The 20,084-nt window shown below is 68.9% G+C and carries 20 protein-coding genes; 7 read left to right on the plus strand and 13 right to left on the minus strand.

Annotated elements, in window-relative coordinates; genetic code table 11:
* Position 1 precedes the first annotated feature (1 nt).
* Together L3N39_RS06400 and L3N39_RS06405 are read right to left on the minus strand one after the other, a co-directional pair.
* Entirely contained in the window at positions 2-1,381 is a 1,380-nt protein-coding gene (locus L3N39_RS06400; RefSeq protein ID WP_237256440.1) for an MATE family efflux transporter, read from the minus strand.
* A 61-nt stretch (positions 1,382-1,442) separates the two neighbouring features.
* Positions 1,443-1,736 (minus strand): hypothetical protein, encoded by a 294-nt coding sequence (locus L3N39_RS06405; protein ID WP_237256441.1) that lies wholly within the window; start codon positions 1,734-1,736, stop codon positions 1,443-1,445.
* Between the two features lie 232 nt (positions 1,737-1,968).
* On the opposite strand from L3N39_RS06405, the gene L3N39_RS06410 reads away from it, so the two are divergent.
* Positions 1,969-2,880 carry an SdiA-regulated domain-containing protein gene (locus L3N39_RS06410; RefSeq protein WP_237256594.1) on the plus strand — a complete coding sequence of 304 codons (912 nt, stop codon included), beginning with the start codon at positions 1,969-1,971 and terminating at the stop codon, positions 2,878-2,880.
* A gap of 7 nt (positions 2,881-2,887) precedes the next feature.
* Here the strand turns inward: L3N39_RS06410 and L3N39_RS06415 are convergent, their stop codons facing one another.
* The 6 genes from L3N39_RS06415 to cra all read right to left on the minus strand — a co-directional run bounded on the left by L3N39_RS06415 (position 2,888) and on the right by cra (position 6,729).
* Entirely contained in the window at positions 2,888-3,337 is a 450-nt protein-coding gene (locus tag L3N39_RS06415) for a DMT family transporter (protein WP_237256442.1), read from the minus strand.
* Positions 3,338-3,414: 77 nt separating this feature from the next.
* Positions 3,415-3,972: a DUF4136 domain-containing protein gene (locus L3N39_RS06420; protein WP_237256443.1), complete on the minus strand. Its 558-nt coding sequence runs from the start codon at positions 3,970-3,972 to the stop codon at positions 3,415-3,417.
* A gap of 24 nt (positions 3,973-3,996) precedes the next feature.
* Positions 3,997-4,614, minus strand: coding sequence for a DUF4136 domain-containing protein (locus tag L3N39_RS06425; RefSeq protein WP_237256444.1), 618 nt, complete (start codon positions 4,612-4,614; stop codon positions 3,997-3,999).
* A gap of 16 nt (positions 4,615-4,630) precedes the next feature.
* Complete coding sequence (locus tag L3N39_RS06430) at positions 4,631-5,380, minus strand: methyltransferase domain-containing protein (protein ID WP_237256445.1); 750 nt, start codon at positions 5,378-5,380, stop codon at positions 4,631-4,633.
* Positions 5,377-5,682 (minus strand): nucleotide pyrophosphohydrolase, encoded by a 306-nt coding sequence (locus tag L3N39_RS06435; protein ID WP_237256446.1) that lies wholly within the window; start codon positions 5,680-5,682, stop codon positions 5,377-5,379. Before L3N39_RS06435 ends, L3N39_RS06430 begins: the two co-directional genes overlap by 4 nt.
* Positions 5,683-5,706: 24 nt before the next feature.
* Positions 5,707-6,729 carry a catabolite repressor/activator gene (cra, locus tag L3N39_RS06440; RefSeq protein WP_237256447.1) on the minus strand — a complete coding sequence of 341 codons (1,023 nt, stop codon included), beginning with the start codon at positions 6,727-6,729 and terminating at the stop codon, positions 5,707-5,709.
* A gap of 179 nt (positions 6,730-6,908) precedes the next feature.
* On the opposite strand from cra, the gene ptsP reads away from it, so the two are divergent.
* The 4 genes from ptsP (at position 6,909) to L3N39_RS06460 (ending at position 12,894) form a co-directional block, all read left to right on the plus strand.
* Complete coding sequence (gene ptsP, locus L3N39_RS06445) at positions 6,909-9,791, plus strand: phosphoenolpyruvate--protein phosphotransferase (RefSeq protein ID WP_237256448.1); 2,883 nt, start codon at positions 6,909-6,911, stop codon at positions 9,789-9,791.
* On the plus strand, positions 9,791-10,726 hold the full coding sequence (gene pfkB, locus L3N39_RS06450; RefSeq protein ID WP_237256449.1) for a 1-phosphofructokinase: 936 nt from the start codon (positions 9,791-9,793) through the stop codon (positions 10,724-10,726). The genes ptsP and pfkB overlap by 1 nt, the downstream gene beginning before the upstream one ends.
* A gap of 17 nt (positions 10,727-10,743) precedes the next feature.
* Positions 10,744-12,483: a PTS fructose-like transporter subunit IIB gene (locus L3N39_RS06455; protein ID WP_237256450.1), complete on the plus strand. Its 1,740-nt coding sequence runs from the start codon at positions 10,744-10,746 to the stop codon at positions 12,481-12,483.
* 90 nt (positions 12,484-12,573) lie between these two features.
* The gene (locus L3N39_RS06460; RefSeq protein WP_237256451.1) at positions 12,574-12,894 is read left to right on the plus strand and encodes a TraR/DksA family transcriptional regulator; all 321 of its coding nucleotides are present in this window, start codon (positions 12,574-12,576) and stop codon (positions 12,892-12,894) included.
* A gap of 48 nt (positions 12,895-12,942) precedes the next feature.
* Here the strand turns inward: L3N39_RS06460 and L3N39_RS06465 are convergent, their stop codons facing one another.
* The gene (locus tag L3N39_RS06465) at positions 12,943-14,526 is read right to left on the minus strand and encodes a peptide chain release factor 3 (RefSeq protein ID WP_237256452.1); all 1,584 of its coding nucleotides are present in this window, start codon (positions 14,524-14,526) and stop codon (positions 12,943-12,945) included.
* Between the two features lie 406 nt (positions 14,527-14,932).
* Between L3N39_RS06465 and L3N39_RS06470 the strand changes: the two genes are divergently transcribed.
* A complete protein-coding gene (locus L3N39_RS06470; protein WP_041103879.1) occupies positions 14,933-16,093 on the plus strand; it encodes a type III PLP-dependent enzyme in 1,161 nt (386 codons plus the stop codon).
* Positions 16,094-16,153: 60 nt separating this feature from the next.
* Here L3N39_RS06470 and L3N39_RS06475 read toward each other — a convergent pair whose 3' ends face one another.
* The 4 genes from L3N39_RS06475 to ytfE all read right to left on the minus strand — a co-directional run bounded on the left by L3N39_RS06475 (position 16,154) and on the right by ytfE (position 18,395).
* On the minus strand, positions 16,154-16,345 hold the full coding sequence (locus L3N39_RS06475; protein ID WP_237256453.1) for a DnrP protein: 192 nt from the start codon (positions 16,343-16,345) through the stop codon (positions 16,154-16,156).
* 57 nt (positions 16,346-16,402) lie between these two features.
* Positions 16,403-17,080, minus strand: coding sequence for a Crp/Fnr family transcriptional regulator (locus tag L3N39_RS06480; protein ID WP_237256454.1), 678 nt, complete (start codon positions 17,078-17,080; stop codon positions 16,403-16,405).
* Positions 17,081-17,233: 153 nt separating this feature from the next.
* Positions 17,234-17,707 (minus strand): DnrO protein, encoded by a 474-nt coding sequence (locus tag L3N39_RS06485; protein ID WP_237256455.1) that lies wholly within the window; start codon positions 17,705-17,707, stop codon positions 17,234-17,236.
* 28 nt (positions 17,708-17,735) lie between these two features.
* Positions 17,736-18,395, minus strand: coding sequence for an iron-sulfur cluster repair protein YtfE (gene ytfE / locus L3N39_RS06490; RefSeq protein ID WP_237256456.1), 660 nt, complete (start codon positions 18,393-18,395; stop codon positions 17,736-17,738).
* Positions 18,396-18,540: 145 nt separating this feature from the next.
* Between ytfE and norR the strand changes: the two genes are divergently transcribed.
* On the plus strand, positions 18,541-20,070 hold the full coding sequence (gene norR / locus L3N39_RS06495; RefSeq protein WP_237256457.1) for a nitric oxide reductase transcriptional regulator NorR: 1,530 nt from the start codon (positions 18,541-18,543) through the stop codon (positions 20,068-20,070).
* Positions 20,071-20,084 lie beyond the last annotated feature (14 nt).

The raw sequence follows: 20,084 nt of genomic DNA on the forward strand, positions 1-20,084 counted from the left end.
GTCAGTGTCCCGTGAGCGTTTTGCCGAGGGCCGCGGTCGGTTCGGCGGGAAACCAGGCGGCCGATTGTTGCAGACGCAGCGCCTGGGCGCCGAGAAAGACCCCGCGCAACAGCATGAAGGCGAGAAACGCCAGCCACAGCCCGTGGTTGCCCAGCCCCTGCAGCAACCAGCCGAGCGGCAGCGCCGCGGCGACCGCCAGCAGCATGCTGTCGCGCATCTCCCGCGCGCGGGTGGCGCCGATGAACAGGCCGTCGAGCAGGTAGCTCCACACGGCCACCAGCGGCAGCGCCGCCAGGTAGGGCAGGAACGCCACCGCCAGGCTGCGCACTGCCTCGATATCGGTTTGCAGGGCGACGAACCAGTGGCCGCCGAGCAGGAAGAACAGGCCGAAACCGAGGCTGGCCAGCAGCGACCAGCCCGTCGCCACCACCATCACCCGCTCGAGCTGGCGCGCGTCGCGTTCGCCGATCGCATGCCCGCTCAGCGCCTCCACGGCATGGGCCAGGCCATCGAGCGCGTGCGCGGTGAGCAGCAGGCCGTTGAGCAGCAGCGCATTGGCCGCCACCGTCGCATCGCCGAGGCGGGTGCCTTGCACCGTCACCAGCAGGAACACCAGTTGCAGCGCCAGCGAGCGCAGGAAGATGTCACGGTTGACCGCCAGCAGCGGGCGCCAGTTCTGCCACAGGCGCAGCGCCTGCCGGTCGATGCGCCCCGGCCAGGCGGCCAACTGCCGGCGGGCCAGGTACAGGCCGAGCAGGGCACCGCTCCATTCGGCGATCACCGAGGCGCGCGCGGCGCCGGCCACGCCCCAGTCGAGGCCGAGCACGAACCACAGGTCGAGCGCGACGTTGAGCAGGTTGGTGGTCAGCAGGATCACCAGCGGCGCGCGGGCGTTCTGCGCGCCGATCAGCCAGCCGATCAGCACGTAGCTGGCCAGCGCTGCCGGCAGGCCCAGCAGGCGGGTATGGAAATAGTCGCGGGTCAGCCCGTCGAGGGCGGCCGACGGCTGCATCAACTGCAGCGCCAGGCCCTTGAAGGGAATGGCCACGAGCGCCAGCAGCAGCCCGGCGAGCAACGCCAGCAGCAGGCCCTGCAGCAGCACCTGGCGCAGCGCGCCGCCATCGCGGCGGCCGCTGGCCTGGGCGGCGAAGCCGGTGGTGCCCATGCGCAGGAAGCCCATCACCCAGACCAGCAGCGTGTACAGGCTGCTGCCGACCGCGACGGCGCCCAGCTGGTGGGCGTGGGGCAGGTGGCCGATCACTGCGCTGTCGACCAGCGCCACCAGCGGCACGGAGAGGTTGGAAAGGATCATCGGCGCGGCCAGCGCCCACACCCGGCGATGGGTCGGCGCGTGCTGCCAGGCGGCGGTGAGGCGGGTCATCGACGGCTCCAGTGTGACCGGCTGCGCGAGGGCCGGGCCTGCGGCGATTCTGCCCGGGCGATCAGTGGATCAGCCAGCTCAGCAGCCAGAGGCCGAGGAACAGCCAGACCAGGCCGGCGATGATCGAGCGGCGCATGAAGGCGCGCACCGCCGCACCCAGCAGCAACAGCCCGATCACCAGCGCGACCAGGCTGAGCAGCGAGCGGTCCATGCCCAGGGTGCGCGACAGCCCCTGGAGAAAATCCTGCCCGGCATTGGCGAAGAAGGCGAAGAAGCCGCTCAGCGCCTCGACGACGAAGCGGATCAGCGTGCCGATCGCCTGTCCCAGCCACTCGAATACGCCCTCTGCCTGCATTTCGTTCTCCGTCAGTGTGGGGATGGCCTTGCCAGCGCAACGCCTTGCCCTTTGGCTGCGGCGCCGCGGTCGAGTTCCGCTTCGTCGCGGCGGCGGAACCGGGGCGCAGTATGGCGGTCGGTAGTCGCCCTGGCCAGGCGTGTCGCTCATCGAGGCGTTGTGCCGCGTCATCCCGCTGCAACGACCGGCCGGCATGCTGCAGCGACCTAACGGAGAACGAACGATGAAAGTGATGGCGCGCCTGCGCGAGGTTTCCCGAACGCAGCTGTGGCTGGCTGCCCTGCTGCTCTGCCTGTTGTATGCCGGCAGCCAGGTCCACCTGGACGAGCGCCTGCTGTATTCGCTGAGCACCGCCTATCACGAGTCCAGTCGCGAGCAGCGCAGCCTGTGGTTGCCCGAGTACCGCGTGCGCATCGATGCCAAGCCGGTGGCCACGGTGCCCGGCAATCTCTCGGGGCTGACCTGGGACGAGCGCCGCGGGCAGCTCTGGGCGGTGGTCAACTCGCCGGCCGAGCTGCTGGCGCTGGATCGCCAGGGGCGCTTCCTCGCGCGCTACCCGCTGCAGGGCTTCGAGGATGTCGAGGCGGTCACCTACCTGGGCGATGACCTGCTGCTGGTCGCCGAGGAGCGCCGCCAGGCGCTGGTGGTGATCCCGGTGCCGACTCGGGACGGGCCGCTGCAACGCGCCGGGCAGCGCTCGCTGACCCTGGGCCTGCACGGCGACGACAACAGCGGCTTCGAGGGCGTGGCCTACGATCGGGCCGGCGACCGGCTGTTCGTGGTCAAGGAGCATTCGCCGCGCAAGCTCTACGAAATCCGCGGCCTGCGGGCCTCGCTCGACGGCGACATGCGGCTCGAGGTCATCGACCGCGAGGCCTGGATCGAGGACAAGGACATGGCCAGCGACCTGTCCTCGGTGCACTACGACGCGCATACCGGCCACCTGGTCTTGCTCAGCGACGAGGCGAGGATGGTGCTCGAGCTCGATGGCACGGGCGAGATGGTCAGCTTTCGCTCGCTGTGGAGCGGCTTCGCCGGCCTGCGAGACAGCGTGCCGCAGGGCGAGGGTCTGACCCTCGATGACCACGGCGACCTCTACCTGGTCAGCGAGCCGAACCTGTTCTACGCCTTCGAGCGACGCTGAGGCGCGCTCAGCCGCGCTGGATCAGCCAGACGCCGCCGACGATCAGCACCAGGCCGAGCAGCTTGCCGGTGCTGACCGGGGCCTCGCGGTAGCCAGCCCAACCGAAGTGGTCGAGCAGCAGGGCCATGGCCAACTGGCCGGCCAGCACCAGGGCCATGAACAGCAGCGCGCCGGTGCGCGGCGCGGCGAAGGCGGCGGTGGCGATGAAGAAGGCGCCCAGCAGGCCGCCGCACAGGTGCCACCAGCTCAGGTTGCGCAGCGCCTCGCCGCTCGGCAGGTCGCGCTGGGCCAGGACGATGCACAGCAGGGCCAGGGTGCCCACGGCGAAGGAGATCAGCGCCGCGCTCATCACGCTGCTGATCTGCCGGGCCATCTGGCCGTTGATGCCGGCCTGCAGCGGCAGGAAGGCGCCGGCGACGAAGGGTAGCGTGAGCAGCCACCAGGCCACGCTGGGCATGCGTTTCTCCAGGGAGTCGTGAAGGGGCGCGGATTATCCCCGGCGGCGCCGGCAGGCGCCACCTCGGGCCGGGATGGTCAGTGCGGCGGATACTGCGCGAGCACCCGCGCCACGGCCTGGCGGATGCGCTGGGCGCGTGCGGCCGGGTCGCCCTCGCGGCGCAGGATGTCCTCGGTGCTGCCGCGCCACACCAGCTTGCCGTCGCGCCCGTCGAACAGGTCGATCTGCAGCGTGGCGACCTGGTAGTCCAGGGTGCGGCTGTCGGCATAGGCCGGCCCGCCCCAGAAGCCCGGCCAGTAGCCCATCCAGGCACCGCCGGAGTAGGTGGTCACGGTCTGGCTGCGCTGGTCGACGATGTACCAGGCCTGCACCTGCAATTGGGCGGCGGCGGGCTCGCGTGCCGGGCGCAGGCCGCGCTGCTCGAGCTGCTCGGCGATCGCTTCGCGCACGCGCTGCTCGGTGAGGTCGCTCTTCAGCCGCGGGTCGTCCGGGCGATACTGCAGGGCCGGTTCGCGCCAGGCCCAGTCACGATAGGCGGCGAAGTCGCGGCTGGCATCGAAGTCGCGTTGCAGCGGCGGGGCCTGGCAAGCGGCCAGGGCCAGCAGCAGCGCAACCAGCAGGGAACGGCGGAACATGGTCGACCTCCGATCGGGTTGGGTTCAGCGCGGCGGGTAATCCTGCAGCGCGCGGCGGATGGCTTGGCGAAGGGCTTCGCCATGGGCGTGGCGATCGTCGCCCTGGCGCGCCTCGGCGTGGTTGCGCCAGAGGCTCTGCTCGCGCGCCGGGTCGAACAGCTCGATGCGCACCACCAGTACCTCTTCCTCGTAGCTGCGCACCAGCGGCGCCGCGCCCCAGGCGCCATAGGCATGGTCATAGGGGCCGCGGCCGTAGTAGCCACCATAGTCATCGTAGACCTGGCGGATGCGCCGTTCGCTGCGCACATCCAGGCTGACCTCCAGATCCGCGGCCTGCCCCGCGCGGGCCGGACGCAGGCCGCGCTGGTCGAGTTCGCCGGCCAGCAGCGCCTGGACCTCCTCGGGGCCGAGCGCGCCGCTGCCGGGCGGCACGTTGCGCCAGCGCCAGCTGCGAAACCGGGAGAAATCCAGCGGGGCGGCGGGGTAGGCGCTGCGGTCGGGGTCTTGCGCGGCGGCTGCCGGCGCCGGCGGCAGCGGCATGGACTCGGCGCGGTAGGGGTTGCGTGGCGCGCACGCAGCCAGCAGCAGGCACAGCACCAGGCTGCAGGCCCCGGCCAGGCGGGCGATCGACCCTTGCGCCATGAGAACCTCCTCGCCGTCAGCGCGGCCGGCAGAGCCAGTGCAGGTAGCGACCCAGGCCCTGGAAGGTCGGGTGGCGGCGGTACGCCAGTTCCATTTCCAGCAGCTCGGAAGGCTCGGTGCGGGCCTGGAAATCGCTCGGCATGTAGTCGTGGAAGACGCGCACGCCGCTTGTCCGTTCGACCGTGAAATACCCGGCCAGTTGTGTCGCCAGCGCGCGCGGGTCCAGCGGCTGCTGCGGCGTCAGGCTCTGCCGCTCGCCGGCGTACGACTGGCTGCGCAGCTTCTTGAAGTGGCCCTTGAGCAGGTTGCGGTAGATCAGCGCATCGCGGTTGTAGAAGGCCAGCGACAGCCAGCCATTCTCGGCCAGCTGGCCGCGCAGCACCGGCAGGATCGCCGCCGGATCGGCCAGCCATTCCAGCACTGCGTGGCAGATGACCAGATCATAGGTCTGCCCAGGGGTGGTCGCCAGTTGCTGCCAGCTGGCCTGGACGAAGCGCGCTTCGAGCCCGGCGGCGGCGAAGCGCTCGCGGGCGCCGTCGAGCATCGGGGCGGCGGGTTCGGCGAGCGTGACCTCGTGGCCCTGCTGCGCCAGCCAGAGGCTCATGTGACCAAGGCCGGCGCCGACATCGAGCACCCGCAGCGGGCGCTCGGGGAGGATTTCGGCGAGGTCGGCCTGCAGCACGGCGAGGCGGATCGCGCCCTTGGCGCCGCCATAGATCTTCTCGGCGAAGCGCGTGGCCAGCTCGTCGAAGTGGCGGTCGCTCATCGGGCGAAGCGCCGTTCGTTGTCGGCCAGCTTGGCGAGCAGCGCCTGCTCCATGTCGATGCCCAGCTCGCTGCACATCAGCAGCAGGTACATGAGGATGTCGCCGACCTCCTGGCCGGCGTGCTCGCGCTTGTCGGCCGATAGCTGGCGCGACTCGTCCTCGGTCTGCCACTGGAAGATTTCCACCAGCTCGGCCATTTCCACGCTGGCGGCCATGGCGAGGTTCTTCGGACTGTGGAAGCGCTGCCAGTCGTTCTGGTCGCGGATCGCATGCAGGCGTTGGGTGATCTGTTCGATGTTCATGGGAGGTGGCCGGTTGAAAGGCCGCTAGCTTCCGTCAGCGCGGGCGCGCGGGCAAGCCGCAGCTTGTCGCTGCCGCAGTCGGCGAGCGATGGCCTGCACGCCGGGGCGGTAGTCGCCGTCCTCGATGGCGCGGATCGCCAGCTCCAGCGCCTGCTCGGCGATCTGCGCGTGCTGCTGGGAAATCGCGTTGACTCCGATCGGCAGGAAATCCAGCAGCTGCGCATCACCGAAGGTGCCCAGCCGCAGCTGTTCGGGCCACAGCAGGTCGCGCTCGCGCAGCGCGTCGAACACGCCTTCGAGCAGCACGTAGGCGGTAGTGACCAGCGCATCGGGCAACGCGCTGCGCTCGAGCAGGGCGAGCATCTGCTCGCGGCCGCAGGCGCGGCTGAACTGCTCGGCACGCAGGATGCTGACCGGCCCGCGGTGCTGCGCCAGTGCCTGCCGGAAACCTTCCTCGCGCTGCTGGCTGATGGGCAGGCCCGGGCGTGCGCTGATCAGGGCGACATGCGCCTCGGGCGGCACGTCCAGCGAGCGGGTCAGTTGCGCGCCGGCCTCGCGGTCATCGCTGACCACCGAGCAGAACTGCTCGGCATCCAGCGCGCGGTCCAGCGCGATCACCGGCGTGCCGCCGGCCAGCAGCCGGCGATACACGACGTCGTCGGCCGGCAGGCAGCTGGCGACCAGCAGGGCATCGCAGCGCCGCGAGCGCAGCACCCCGATGACCTGGCGCTCGGTATCCGGCTCGTCGTCGGAACTGGCGATCAGCAGCTGGTAGCCGCGCCGGCGGGCACCCTGCTCGAGCAGCTTGGCCAGCCGCGCGTAGCTGGGGTTCTCCAGGTCCGGGACGATCAGCCCGAGGGTGCGCGACTGGCCGCGGCGCAGCCCGGCGGCCTGCTGGTCGAGCTGGAAACCCTGCTGTTCGGCCACCGCCAGCACGCGCTCCACGGTTGCCGGGCTGATGCGCCGCTGCGCGGCCTTGCCGTTGAGCACGTAGCTGGCGGTGGTTACCGAGACGTTGGCCAGGCGGGCGATGTCGGTCAGTTTCAAGCGCAGGTTCCAGGACGGATGGCGGGAAAGAGGGCTTCTAGAGTTACCCAATATTGCGTAATGTGCCAGCCTTAGGTGAAACGTTTCAGCAGTCACTCGGTCATAAGCGCCACCCCGCGGCGGCATGCCGCCGGCCCGGTGGAATAACAACAATCGCGAGCCCGCAAGGAGGCTTCCCCATGCTTGAGTTGAATGCCCGGCACATCCACATGCAGCAGCAGGCCACCGACAAGGCCGCCGCCCTGGCCCTGCTCGGCGAGGTGCTGGTTGCCGACGGGCTGGTGGCGCCCGGCTACCTGGACGGCTTGCGCGCACGCGAAGCCCAGGGCTCGACCTTTCTCGGCCAGGGTATCGCGATCCCCCACGGCACCCCGGAGACCCGCGATCAGGTGTTCACCACGGGCGTGCGGCTGCTGCATTTTCCGGAGGGCGTCGACTGGGGTAACGGCCAGCAGGTCCACCTTGCCATCGGCATCGCCGCGCGTTCCGACGAGCATCTGCGTCTGCTGCAGCTGCTGACCCGCGCCCTCGGTGAGGGCGACCTCAGTGAGGCGCTGCAGAAGGCCGAGAGCCCCGAGGCGATTATCGACCTGCTGCAGGGCGCGCCGCAGGAGCTGGCGCTCGATGGCGAGCTGGTCGGGCTGGGCGTTGCCGCCGAGGACTTCGATGAGCTGGCCTGGCAGGGCGTCAAGCTGCTCAAGCGCGCCGAGTGCGTGGTCTCCGGCTTCAATGCCGGGCTCGCGCTCGACCAGGCCTTGCCGCTGGGCGAGGGCCTCTGGTGGCTGAGCAGCGAGCAGTCGGTGCAGCGACCGGGGCTGGCGTTCGTCACACCCGCCGCGTCGCTCGATCACCATGGCCAGCCGCTCAACGGCCTGTTCGTGCTGGCCAGCCTCGGCGAAGCGCACCGGGCGATGCTCGAGCGCCTGTGCAACCTACTGATCGAGGGGCGGGGCGCGGAGCTGAGCCAGGCGACCTCCAGTCGCACAGTGCTCGAAGCCCTGGGCGGCGACGTGCCGGCGGACTGGCCGAGCTCGCGGGTGCCGCTGGCCAATGCCCACGGCCTGCACGCTCGCCCGGCCAAGGTGCTGACCGAGGTCGCACAGGCCTTCGCCGGCGAGATCCGCGTGCGCCTGGCCGGCAGCCAGAGCGCGGGGGTGTCGGCCAAGAGCCTGAGCAAGCTGCTGGCGATGGGCTCGCATCGTGGGCAGGTGCTGGAGTTCATCGCCGAGCCCTCGATCGCCGACGATGCCTTGCCGGCGTTGGTGCGCGCGGTGGAGGAAGGGCTGGGCGAGGAAATCGAGCCGCTGCCAGTCGGCGGGGAGCCGGCGCAGCCGCCAGCCGCCACCGTGCAACTGAATGAAGCCGCCCAGGACGTGCCCGCCCTGCGGGCCGGCGAGCAGGTGATCGGCATCGCCGCCTCGCCCGGCATTGCCATCGGCCCGGTGCTGGTGCGCAAGCCGCAGCCGATCGACTATCCGCGGCGTGGCGAATCCCCTGCTGTCGAGCTGCAGCGGCTCGACGCGGCGCTGGACAAGGTGTTCGCCGAAATCGGCACGCTGATCGCGCAGAGCCAGGTCGCCAGCATCCGCGACATCTTCACCACCCACCAGGCCATGCTCAGGGATCCCGCCCTGCGCGAAGAGGTGCAGGTGCGCCTGCAGAAAGGCCTCAGCGCCGAGGCGGCCTGGATGGAGGAAATCGAAAGCGCGGCGCAGCAGCAGGAGGCGCTGCATGACCAGCTGCTCGCCGAGCGTGCGGCCGACCTGCGCGACGTGGGCCGCCGCGTGCTGGCCTGCCTGGCCGGTGTCGAAGCCGAGCAGGCCCCGGATGAGCCCTACATTCTGGTGATGGACGAGGTGGCGCCGTCGGACGTCGCCACCCTCAATGCCCAGCGCGTCGCCGGCATTCTCACCGCCGGCGGCGGCGCCACCTCGCACAGCGCCATCATTGCCCGGGCGCTGGGTATTCCGGCCATCGTCGGCGCCGGGCCCGGTGTGCTCGGCCTGGCGCCCAACACCCTGCTGCTGCTCGATGGCGAGCGTGGCGAGCTGCTGGTGGCGCCGAGCGATACGCAGCTCGAACAGGCCCGGGGCGAGCGCGCCGCGCGGGAGGAACGCAAGCGCCTGGCCCATGAGCGGCGTCTGGAGCCGGCGATCACCCGTGACGGCCATCCGGTGGAGATCGCTGCGAACATCGGCGCCGCTGGCGAGACGCCCGAGGCGCTGGCGCTCGGTGCCGAGGGCATCGGCCTGTTGCGCACCGAGCTGGTGTTCATGAACCACGCTCAGGCGCCGGATCAGGCGACCCAGGAAGCCGAATACCGCCGTGTACTGGAAGCCCTCGAAGGCCGGCCCCTGGTGGTGCGCACGCTCGATGTCGGCGGCGACAAGCCGCTGCCGTACTGGCCGATGCCGGCCGAGGAGAACCCCTTCCTCGGTGTGCGCGGCATTCGCCTGAGCCTGGAGCGCCCGGACATCCTCGAAACCCAGCTGCGTGCCTTGCTAGCGTCCGCCGACGGCCGGCCGCTGCGGGTCATGTTTCCCATGGTCGGCAATATCGAGGAATGGCGCACCGCCAAGGCGCTGGTCGATCGCCTGCGCGTCGAATTGCCGGTGGCCGACCTGCAGGTGGGCATCATGATCGAGATCCCGTCCGCCGCGCTGATCGCGCCGGTGCTGGCGCAGGAAGTCGATTTTTTCAGCATCGGTACCAACGATCTGACCCAGTACACGCTGGCAATCGACCGCGGCCACCCGACGCTGTCCGGCCAGGCCGATGGGCTGCACCCGGCCGTGTTGCGCCTGATCGGCATGACGGTGGAAGCCGCCCATGCGCAGGGCAAATGGGTGGGCGTCTGCGGCGAGCTGGCCGCCGATGGGCTGGCGATACCGATGCTGGTGGGGCTGGGCGTTGATGAGTTGAGCGTGTCGGCGCGCAGCATTGCGCTGGTCAAGGCGCGGGTGCGCGAGCTGGACTTCGCCGCCTGCCAGAGGCTGGCTCAGCAGGCCCTAATGTTGCCCGGCGCCCATGAAGTGCGCGCCTTCGTCGGGGAGCACTGCTGATGGCGCGTGTACTGACCGTCACCCTCAATCCCGCGCTGGATCTCACCGTGCAGCTGCCCGCGCTGCGCCTGGGCGAAGTCAATCGCAGCGATAACCTGCAGGTGCATGCCGCGGGCAAGGGACTCAACGTCGCCCAGGTCCTGGCCGATCTTGGCCATCAGCTGACCGTGACCGGCTTTCTCGGCGAAGCCAATGCGCAGCCTTTCGAGCAGTTGTTCAGCGCGCGGGGCTTTGCCGACGAATTCGTCCGCGTGGCGGGTGAGACCCGCAGCAACATCAAGCTGGCCGAGGCGGATGGGCGGATCACCGACATCAATGGCCCGGGGCTGGAGGTCGGCGCCGCCCAGCGCGAGGAGCTGCTCGCCCGCCTCGAACGCCTGGTGCCGAGCCATGAGCTGGTCGTGGTGGCCGGCAGCCTGCCGCGCGGCGTCGAGGTGCCGTGGTTCGTCGAGCTGCTGCAGCGGCTCGCGCGGCTCGGTGCGCGTGTTGCGCTGGACACCAGTGGCGCGGCGCTGCGCGAAGGGCTGGCCCTGTCACCCTGGCTGATCAAGCCCAACGAAGAGGAGCTGGCCCAGGCCCGCGACCTCGATCCGGCCGACGCGCAGGCCCTGGCCGACGAGGCGCGCCGCCTGAATGCCCGCATCGAACATGTCGTGATGTCCCAGGGCGCCGCGGGGGTCAGCTGGTTTTCGCCGGCAGCCGCCTGGCATGCCCAGCCGCCCAAGGTGCGGGTGGTCAGCACCGTGGGCGCCGGGGATTCGCTGCTGGCCGGCATGCTCCACGGCTTGCTGGCGGGTTGGCCGGCCGAGCGCACCCTGGCGCATGCCACGGCGATTGCCGCTCAGGCCGTCGGCCAAATCGGCTTCGGCATCACTGATCGGGCGCAACTGGCCGAGCTTGAAGCGGCCGTGCGGCTGCAGCCGCTCAGCCAATAATTACAAGAGGTGAAGGAATGAATCTGCTCATCATCACGGCCTGCCCCAACGGAATGGTCACCAGCGTGCTGACCTCGCGCCTGCTCGAAGCCGCGGCCCAGCGCCTGGGCTGGTCGACCGCCGTGGAAGTCCACGATCCCAAGGCCATCGGTTCGCCGCTGACGCCCGCGCAGATCGCCAATGCCGATCTGGTGGTGGTGGTGAAAACCGGGCCGTTGTCGCTGCAACGCTTCGTCGGCAAGCGTGTCGTGCAGTCGACCCCGTCCGAGGCCCTGCTCGACCCGGAAGGCTTCCTGCGCAGCGCCGCCGATACCGCGGCCGAATTGCAGCCGGTCGACGAAGCCGACGCCGCGCCTTCCGCCGGCAAACCAAAGCTGGTGGCCATCACCGCATGCCCGACCGGCGTGGCGCACACCTTCATGGCCGCCGAGGCCCTGCAGCAGGCGGCGGTGCGCAAAGGCTACGACCTGCAGGTGGAGACGCGCGGCTCGGTGGGCGCGCGCAACGTGCTCGACCCCCAGGCCATCGAAGAAGCCGACGCGGTGCTGCTGGCGACCGATATCGAGGTGGACGTCGCCCGTTTCGCCGGCAAGCGCGTGTTCCGCTGCGGCACCGGTGTCGCACTGAAGCAACCCGAGGCGACGCTGGATCGCGCGCTGCAGGAAGCGGCCGTGCTCGGCGGTGGCGTCACGGCAAGTGCCGCTATGGGAGAGCAGAAAGCGGAGAAGACCGGTGTCTACAAGCACCTGCTGACCGGGGTGTCCTACATGCTGCCGATGGTGGTGGCGGGCGGACTGCTGATTGCCCTGTCGTTCGTCTTCGGCATCGAGGCGTTCAAGGAGGAGGGCACGCTAGCCGCTGCCTTGATGAAGATCGGCGGCGAAACCGCCTTCCAGCTGATGGTGCCGCTACTGGCCGGCTACATCGCCTATTCCATCGCCGACCGCCCGGGCCTGGCGCCCGGCATGATCGGCGGCTTGCTGGCCGGCACGCTCGGCGCGGGCTTCATTGGCGGCATCATCGCCGGTTTCGTCGCCGGCTACGCGGCCAAGGCGGTCAGCCGCTGGATTCCGCTGCCGGCCAGCATCGAGTCGCTCAAGCCGATCCTGATCATCCCGCTGCTGGCCAGCCTGGCGACGGGCCTGGTGATGATCTACATCGTTGGCACGCCGGTGGCGAAGCTGCTCGCCGGGCTCACCGAATTCCTCGACACCATGGGCACCTCCAACGCCATCCTGCTCGGGCTGCTCTTGGGCACCATGATGTGCGTCGACCTCGGCGGGCCGGTGAACAAGGCGGCCTATGCCTTCTCCGTCGGGCTGCTCGCCTCGCAAAGCTACGCGCCGATGGCCGCGACCATGGCCGCCGGCATGGTGCCGCCGATCGGCATGGGCATCGCCACGCTGATCGCCCGGCGCAAGTTCGCCCAGACCGAGCGCGAAGCCGGCAAGGCCGCGCTGGTGCTGGGTTGCTGCTTCATCTCCGAGGGCGCGATTCCCTTCGCCGCGAAGGACCCGCTGCGGGTGATCCCGGCCAGCATCGCCGGTGGTGCACTGACCGGCGCGCTGTCCATGGCGTTCGGTGCCAAGCTGCTGGCGCCCCATGGCGGGCTGTTCGTGCTGCTGATCCCCAACGCGATCAACCACGCACTGCTGTATCTCGTCGCGATCCTGGCGGGCAGCCTGCTGACCGGGGTGGTCTACGCGCTGATCAGGCAGCCCGAAGCGCAGCCGCTGCTGGTCGAGGCCGCCAGCTGACCAGCGCTGGCGATGCGCCGGGGTTGATCGCCGTCAGTGCCGCCGGCGCCGATGGGGCCACACTGAAAACATTACCAGTGGAGGTGCGATATGAGCCGATTCGACCCGAGCGAGGCGCTGGCACGCCTGTCCGAGGAATACCTGCAGCGCGCCGCCGCGCTGCGCCGCGACCTGGCCCGCGAGCACGAGCACGATTCGGTGGAGCAGGCGCAGGAGCGGCAGAACGACGACGTGCTGCGCGGCCTGCTGATCGAGGCCGAGGCTGAGTTGCGTCGGGTTGGCCTGGCCCGCCAGCGCCTGGCCCAGGGCCGTTATGGTGAGTGCCAGCGTTGTGGTGAGCCTATCGAGGAAGCGCGCCTGCGGGCGATGCCGGCGGCCGAGTATTGCCTGGGTTGCGCCGACCAAGAATGAACCGGCAGGCCGCAGGCCCGGAATCGGGCCCGCGGCGCCGGGCGGCGGTCAGTGGTGCTCGCGGGTGGCGCGGAATTTCACCTCCGGCCAGCGCTCTTCCATCAGGCTCAGGTTGACCCGGGTCGGCGCCAGGTAGGTCAGGTGGCCGCCGCCGTCGACGGCGAGGTTCTCGTAGGCCTTGTCCTTGAATTCCTTGAGCTTCTTCTCGTCGCTGCACTCGATCCAGCGCGCCGACCAGACGTTGATTGCCTCGTAGGCACACTCGACCTTGTATTCCTCCTTCAGGCGGCTGGCGACCACGTCGAACTGCAGCACGCCGACCGCGCCGAGGATGATGTCGTTGTTGCGTTCGGGGAAGAACACCTGGGTCGCGCCTTCCTCGGCCAGCTCCTGCAGGCCCTGGCGCAGTTGCTTGGATTTGAGCGGGTCCTTCAGGCGCACGCGGCGGAACAACTCCGGGGCGAAGTGCGGGATGCCGGTGAAGCCCAGCACCTCGCCTTCGCTGAAGGTGTCGCCGATCTGGATGGTGCCGTGGTTGTGCAGGCCGATGATGTCGCCGGCATAGGCCTCCTCCAGCTGCTCGCGCTCGCTGGAGAAGAAGGTCAGCGCATCGGCGATCTTCAGGTCCTTCTTGATCCGTACGTGGCGCATCTTCATGCCTTTCTCGTACTTGCCCGAGCAGATGCGCATGAAGGCGATGCGGTCGCGGTGCTTGGGGTCCATGTTCGCCTGGATCTTGAACACGAAGCCTGTGAACTTTTCCTCGACCGGCTCGACCACCCGCTCGTGGGCCGCACGCGACAGCGGCATCGGTGCCCAATCGACGATGGCGTCGAGCACCTGGTCGACGCCGAAGTTGCCCAGCGCGGTGCCGAAGAACACCGGGGTCATCTCGCCCTTGAGGAAGGCGTCCTGGTCGAATTCGTGGCAGGCGCCCTGGACCAGTTCCAGCTCCTCGATGAAGCGCTCGTACATGTCGCCCAGGTGCGCGCGGGCCTCGTCGGAGTCCAGCTTGTCGATCACCCGCTGCTCGGTGCGCTCATGGCCGTGGCCCGGCACGTAGACGATGATCTTGTCTTCACGCAGGTGGTAGACGCCCTTGAAGTCGCGGTAGCAGCCGATCGGCCAGGTGATCGGCGCGGCCTTGATCTTCAGCACCGCCTCGATCTCGTCGAGCAGCTCGATGGGGTCGCGGATGTCACGGTCGAGCTTGTTGATAAAGCTGACGATCGGCGTATCGCGCAGGCGGCAGACTTCCATCAGGGCGATGGTGCGCGGCTCGACACCCTTACCGCCGTCGAGGACCATCAGCGCGCTGTCCACCGCGGTCAGGGTGCGGTAGGTGTCTTCCGAGAAGTCCTCGTGGCCGGGGGTGTCGAGCAGGTTGACCATGTGCTCTCGGTAGGGGAACTGCATCACCGAGGTGGTGATGGAGATGCCGCGCTGCTTCTCCATCTCCATCCAGTCGGAGGTGGCATGGCGGTCGGACTTGCGCGACTTCACCGTGCCGGCGACCTCGATCGCCTTGCCCATCAGCAGCAGCTTCTCGGTGATGGTGGTCTTGCCCGCGTCGGGGTGGGAAATGATGGCGAAGGTGCGGCGCTTCGCGACTTCGGCGGCCTGAGTGGTCATCTGGATAAGGAACCCGTCGACGGAGTAGTCGGTCTGTCAAAAAAGGCGGGGATTATAGCGGCAAACGACTCTGGCTGTGGTCCGCCGGCGCCTTCGCAGAACCAGGATTTGTGCAGTTTCCAGGACGCTTTGTTGAGTATCGAGAACAACCGCCGATGGATGGGCCGGGCGGGCGTTTTTTTGGTTGATCTGGACCCCCCTTGGTCCTAAAGTTCGCGCCCGAACGTCCATGCTGGCAACGATCCATCCGGCTCAAGTACTGACGACGAGAGATCATCCGTGATACTCGGCGACATGCCTTGGGAAGTAGGCGAACCAAAGTGGGGAAACTGATCAGGCGTTCGTGGCGGGCCGTGCGCGCCCACTCCCTAATTTCGATTCCGTTTCCCGATTTCGGAGCCCTGGCATGATCAAGATCGAAGACTACTACCCTCGCGCCACCTTCCAGAAGATGAAGGCCTTCGCCGACCAGCACGAAACCCCCTTCGTGGTGATCGACACCGAGACCATCAGCAAGGCCTATGACGATCTGCGCGGCAGCTTCGAGTTCGCCAAGATCTACTACGCGGTCAAGGCCAATCCGGCGGTCGAGATCATCGACCTGCTCAAGGACAAGGGCTCGAGCTTCGACATCGCTTCGATCTACGAACTGGACAAGGTGATGTCCCGCGGCGTCGGCCCGGAGCGCATCAGCTACGGCAACACCATCAAGAAGTCCAAGGACATCCGCTACTTCTTCGAGAAGGGCGTGCGCCTGTTCGCCACCGACTCCGAAGCCGACCTGCGCAACATCGCCAAGGCCGCGCCGGGCTCGAAGGTCTACGTGCGCATCCTCACCGAAGGCTCGACCACGGCCGACTGGCCGCTGTCGCGCAAGTTCGGCTGCCAGACCGACATGGCCATGGACCTGCTGATCCTCGCCCGCCAGCTGGGCCTGGAGCCCTACGGCATCTCCTTCCACGTCGGCAGCCAGCAGCGCGACATCTCGGTGTGGGACGCGGCGATCGCCAAGGTCAAGGTGATCTTCGAGCGCCTGAAGGAAGAGGACGGCATCGTCCTGAAGATGATCAACATGGGCGGCGGCTTCCCGGCCAACTACATCGCCAAGACCAACGACCTGGAAACCTACGCCGCCGAGATCATCCGCTTCCTCAAGGAAGACTTCGGCGACGAGCTGCCGGAGATCATCCTCGAGCCGGGCCGCTCGCTGATCGCCAACGCCGGCATCCTGGTCAGCGAAGTGGTGCTGGTCTCGCGCAAGTCGCGTACCGCGGTTGAGCGCTGGGTCTATGCCGACGTCGGCAAGTTCAGCGGCCTGATCGAAACCATGGACGAGGCCATCAAGTTCCCGATCTGGACCGAGAAGAAGGGCGAGATGGAGGAGGTGGTGATCGCCGGCCCGACCTGCGACAGCGCCGACATCATGTACGAGAACTACCGCTACGGCCTGCCGCTGAACCTGGCCGCCGGCGACCGCCTGTACTGGCTGTCCACCGGTGCCTACACCACCAGCTACAGCGCGGTGGAATTCAACGGCTTCCCGCCGCTGAAGGCCTACTACATCTGAGCCTGCCGGCTCGTTGACGAACGCCCCGCCTGCCGGGGCGTTCTCGTTTCTGCGGGCCGCTCAGAACAGGTTGCGCGGCAGCCAGACGATCATCACCGCACAGAACACCGCCAGGGCGATGCAGAACCACAGGAAGCGCCGCTGGCGCCGCTCGCGGGCGCCATCGGCGTGGGCTGGCAGCGGCATGCCGCAGTTGCGGCACTCGCTCTCGCCCTTGGGGTTGTCCTGCTGGCAGTAAAGGCATGCAGCCATGCTTCGCTCCTTCTGTCGCCGCAACCGCTGCGGCGGGTACCCCGCACGGGGCTCGGCTTATTCGAACTGTTCCAGGCGCTGCCGGTCGAGCACGGTGATCAGGCGGCCCTCCTGGGTGATGATGCCCTCGTCGATCAGCCGGCGGATGATCCGCGAGAAGGTCTCCGGCTGGATCGACAGGTGCCCGGCCACCAGCTGCTTGGCCATCGGCAACTCGAAGGCGTTGCCGCCGGCGCGCGCCAGCTGGGTCAGCAGGTAGCGCACCACGCGGTGGGTGGCGTTCTTCAGCGACAGCGTCTCGATCTCGTTGAGGCGCTGGTGCAGGCGCACGCAGAGCTTGCCGAGCAGGGCAAAGGCCAGGCGCTGGTTGGTCTCGAGCAGGCGCATGTAGGCCGCGTTGGAGAAGCGGTAGACCTGCGTCGGGCAGACCGCCTGGGCCGAGGCCACGTAGTTGGGCGTGTCCATCAGCATCATCGCTTCGGCGAAGGTCTGGCGGTTGCCGATGACCTCGAAGACCTTTTCCTGCCCGTCCGGGGTCAGGCGGTAGATCTTCACCGCGCCGGAGATGACGAAGTAGAACGAATGGGCCGGCTCGCCCTGGTGGAACAGGTTGTCGCCCTTGTCCAGGTTGAGCAGCTGGCTGGCGGCCATCAGCTCGTCGAGCTGCTCTTCGTTGAGCGGCTCGAACAGGTGGTGGCTGCGGAGGATCTGGTGATGTACGCGATGAAGCACCATGCAAGGGCATCCTTTGTGCGAGGGGCTGTCGGCTTCGGTGCGGCCGAACGCCGGCAAGACCTGGGGTACGGGGCGCGAGTGGCGGCCTCGCGACGATCTGGGCGCGACGATAGCATCGCGCGCCCCGGTCTTTCGAGGCCTGGAGCCTGCCGCTCAGCGCCAGTGCGGCGCGTTGAACAGTTGCTGGTAGCGCGCCAGGCCCGAGTGCACGCGGGCGAGGGCCGGCGCCGGGTCGGCGGCGTCGAGCTGTTCGGCGCCCGCCAGCAGGTCACCGAGCACGCCGTGCAGCGCGGCGTCGGCATCGGCCGGCAGGTGGCAGTTGGCAACCAGGTAGGCGCTGGCCGCCTCGATCCGGTCGCCCAGCTCGGCGGCCTGGCGGCGATCCGCCGGCGTGTCGCCAAGCGCCTCGACGGCGTCGCGTACCCGCGACATGCCTTCGCGCAGCGCCGCATCGGTGGCGAAGCTGGCCTGCGCCGGCAGGGTCGGCGCCGGGCCGTGGGCGTGATGCTCGTGCACCGCGGTGGCGGCGGCGGCCGGGGTGACCAGGCTCAGCGCCAGGCTGCTCGCGGTGGCCAGCACCGAGGCCAGTGCCAGGCCCCAGGCCAGCGGTTGGATCAGCTGTTTCATCGGTGCCTCCTCGACGCCGCGCGGGCGTTCACTGCTGGGCGTTGGCGAACAGGATGTTGTTCTCCAGGTGGATGTGCTGCATGAGGTCGTCACGCAACTCCTCCAGGCCGCGGTAGAGGGCGCGCCAGGTGTTGCAGGCGTGCGGCGGCGGGGTGATGTCGTCGGTGAGGTAGGCGAGCTGGGCCAGGGCATTGCCGTGCTGGTCGTGCTCGTAGCGCATCACCGAGATCGGGCCGTCGGTCTGCGGCGTGCGGATGCCGCGCTGCAGCATGGGGAACAGCACCTGCTCTTCCTTGAGCATGTGGCTTTCGAGCTCCTGCTGCATGTTCCACAGGTGCTCGGCCAGGCCGTTGGGGCAGCCGGGCTTGCTGCCGTGGACCTGCTCGACGCGGCTGGCGAGGCGGATCAGCTCCGGCAGCTGGTCGCGGTGGCGCTCGTGGAAGCGCTCGAGGAGGTACTCGATCAGCTCGCCGGCGCTCGCCTGGCGCCAGTCCGGCCCGGCCTGCGCGCTGTGCAGCGCGGCCAGTTCGCCGGCGATGGCCTCGCCATCCAGGCCGCGCTGGGCGGCGGCCTCGCGCAGCGGCAGGTTGCCGCCGCAGCAGAAGTCGAGGTGGTACTGGCGGAAGATGCGGGTGGCACCGGGAATCGAGCAGGCGAGGGTGCCGAGGGTTTCGTCGAGAAGTTGCATGGCGGTTTCCTGTGGAGGTTTGCCTGTTGCAACGCAACCGACGTGCCATCTGCAACTTATTGATTTTTAGTGGCTTGTACATTTGTATGGTTTTTTTCACCGCTGGGGTTTAGGGTTTCTGCAACCTTGTTAGGTAGTTATCACCATGCTTGAAGAAGCCCTGCTGGCCGACCTGATCACCGAATTGCCCAACGCCGTGCGCCTGCAGCGCCTGGTGCATACCCTGCAGCAGCGCTTTCGCTGCGGCGCCGTGGTGCTGCTGCGGCTGGATGACGACAGCCTGCGCCCGGTGGCGGCCATCGGCCTGGTGCAGGAGGCGCTCGGCCGGCGTTTCGTGGTCGCCCAGCATCCGCGGCTGGCGGCGATCCTCTCGCAGCGCGAACCGACCTGGTTCGAGCCCGACAGCCGTCTGCCGGACCCCTACGACGGCCTGCTCGACGAGCACGTCGGCGAGCCCTTGCCGGTGCACGACTGCATGGGCGTCAGCCTCTACGTCGAGGGCAAGCTGTGGGGTGCACTGACCCTCGATGCGTTGCACGCCGGCACCTTCGACGACGCCGCGCGCCTGGACCTGCAGCGCTTCACGCTGATGATCGAGGCGGCGGTACGGGTGACCCGGCTGGAGAACGAGAACCGCAGCCTGCGCCTGGCGCGCAGCGACGTCTCGGACGACAGCTTCGATCCCGGCGAGAACGAGATCCTCGGCCAGAGCGAAGCCATTCGCGGGCTGTTGCGCGAGCTGCAGGTGGTCGCCGATTCCGAGCTGCCGGTGCTGCTGCTCGGCGAGACCGGTGTCGGCAAGGAGATGTTCGCCCGCTGGCTGCACCGTCATTCGCGCCGGCACAGTAAGCCGCTGGTGCACGTCAACTGTGCCGCGCTGCCCGAGTCGCTGGCCGAGAGCGAGCTGTTCGGCCATGTGAAGGGCGCCTTCTCCGGCGCCACCACCGACCGCCCCGGGCGCTTCGATGCGGCCAACGGCGGCACGCTGCTGCTAGACGAGGTTGGCGAACTGCCGCTGACCGTGCAGGCCAAGCTGCTGCGCACCCTGCAGAACGGCGAGATCCAGCGCCTGGGGGCCGACAAGCCGCGCCAGGTCGACGTGCGGATCATCGCCGCGACCAATCGCAACCTGCGCGACAGCGTGCGCGACGGGCTGTTTCGCGCCGACCTCTACCACCGGCTGTCGGTCTACCCGGCGCCGATCCCGCCGCTGCGCGAGCGCGGCAACGACGTGCTGATCCTCGCCGGGCACTTCCTCGAACTGAACCGGGCGCGCCTGGGGCTGCGCAGCGTGCGCCTGTCGCCGGCGGCCGAACGCGCGCTGCTCGGCTATGCCTGGCCGGGCAACGTACGCGAACTGGAGCACGTGATCAGTCGCGCCGCGCTGCGCCTGCTCAGCCGCGGCGCCTCGCGCAGCGAGATCCTCACCCTGGAGGCGGACATGCTCGACCTCGACAGCCAGGCCGACCTGCGCATGCCTGTGCCGGCGGAACTGGTCGAGCCGGTTGCGGGCGAGCCGCTGCTGCCGTTGCGCCAGATCGTCGACGACAGCCAGCGCCGGGCCATCGTCCGGGCCCTGGAGGCGAGCGGCGAGAACTGGGCGCAGGCCGCGCGCCTGCTGGACCTGGATCCGAGCAACCTGCACAAGCTGGCACGGCGGCTGAAGCTCAAGTAGGCGCTTCGTCGCTC

Source organism: Pseudomonas oligotrophica, from assembly GCF_021726475.1.
GTDB lineage: Bacteria > Pseudomonadota > Gammaproteobacteria > Pseudomonadales > Pseudomonadaceae > Stutzerimonas > Stutzerimonas oligotrophica.

Bases quoted from the DNA above. Each gene is read 5' to 3' on its own strand.
- L3N39_RS06400 (WP_237256440.1), bottom strand. From the start codon at position 1,381: ATGACCCGCCTCACCGCCGCCTGGCAGCACGCGCCGACCCATCGCCGG.
- L3N39_RS06405 (WP_237256441.1), bottom strand. From the start codon at position 1,736: ATGCAGGCAGAGGGCGTATTCGAGTGGCTGGGACAGGCGATCGGCACG.
- L3N39_RS06410 (WP_237256594.1), top strand. From the start codon at position 1,969: ATGGCGCGCCTGCGCGAGGTTTCCCGAACGCAGCTGTGGCTGGCTGCC.
- L3N39_RS06415 (WP_237256442.1), bottom strand. From the start codon at position 3,337: ATGCCCAGCGTGGCCTGGTGGCTGCTCACGCTACCCTTCGTCGCCGGC.
- L3N39_RS06420 (WP_237256443.1), bottom strand. From the start codon at position 3,972: ATGTTCCGCCGTTCCCTGCTGGTTGCGCTGCTGCTGGCCCTGGCCGCT.
- L3N39_RS06425 (WP_237256444.1), bottom strand. From the start codon at position 4,614: ATGGCGCAAGGGTCGATCGCCCGCCTGGCCGGGGCCTGCAGCCTGGTG.
- L3N39_RS06430 (WP_237256445.1), bottom strand. From the start codon at position 5,380: ATGAGCGACCGCCACTTCGACGAGCTGGCCACGCGCTTCGCCGAGAAG.
- L3N39_RS06435 (WP_237256446.1), bottom strand. From the start codon at position 5,682: ATGAACATCGAACAGATCACCCAACGCCTGCATGCGATCCGCGACCAG.
- ptsP (WP_237256448.1), top strand. From the start codon at position 6,909: ATGCTTGAGTTGAATGCCCGGCACATCCACATGCAGCAGCAGGCCACC.
- pfkB (WP_237256449.1), top strand. From the start codon at position 9,791: ATGGCGCGTGTACTGACCGTCACCCTCAATCCCGCGCTGGATCTCACC.
- L3N39_RS06455 (WP_237256450.1), top strand. From the start codon at position 10,744: ATGAATCTGCTCATCATCACGGCCTGCCCCAACGGAATGGTCACCAGC.
- L3N39_RS06460 (WP_237256451.1), top strand. From the start codon at position 12,574: ATGAGCCGATTCGACCCGAGCGAGGCGCTGGCACGCCTGTCCGAGGAA.
- L3N39_RS06465 (WP_237256452.1), bottom strand. From the start codon at position 14,526: ATGACCACTCAGGCCGCCGAAGTCGCGAAGCGCCGCACCTTCGCCATC.
- L3N39_RS06470 (WP_041103879.1), top strand. From the start codon at position 14,933: ATGATCAAGATCGAAGACTACTACCCTCGCGCCACCTTCCAGAAGATG.
- L3N39_RS06475 (WP_237256453.1), bottom strand. From the start codon at position 16,345: ATGGCTGCATGCCTTTACTGCCAGCAGGACAACCCCAAGGGCGAGAGC.
- L3N39_RS06480 (WP_237256454.1), bottom strand. From the start codon at position 17,080: ATGGTGCTTCATCGCGTACATCACCAGATCCTCCGCAGCCACCACCTG.
- L3N39_RS06485 (WP_237256455.1), bottom strand. From the start codon at position 17,707: ATGAAACAGCTGATCCAACCGCTGGCCTGGGGCCTGGCACTGGCCTCG.
- ytfE (WP_237256456.1), bottom strand. From the start codon at position 18,395: ATGCAACTTCTCGACGAAACCCTCGGCACCCTCGCCTGCTCGATTCCC.
- norR (WP_237256457.1), top strand. From the start codon at position 18,541: ATGCTTGAAGAAGCCCTGCTGGCCGACCTGATCACCGAATTGCCCAAC.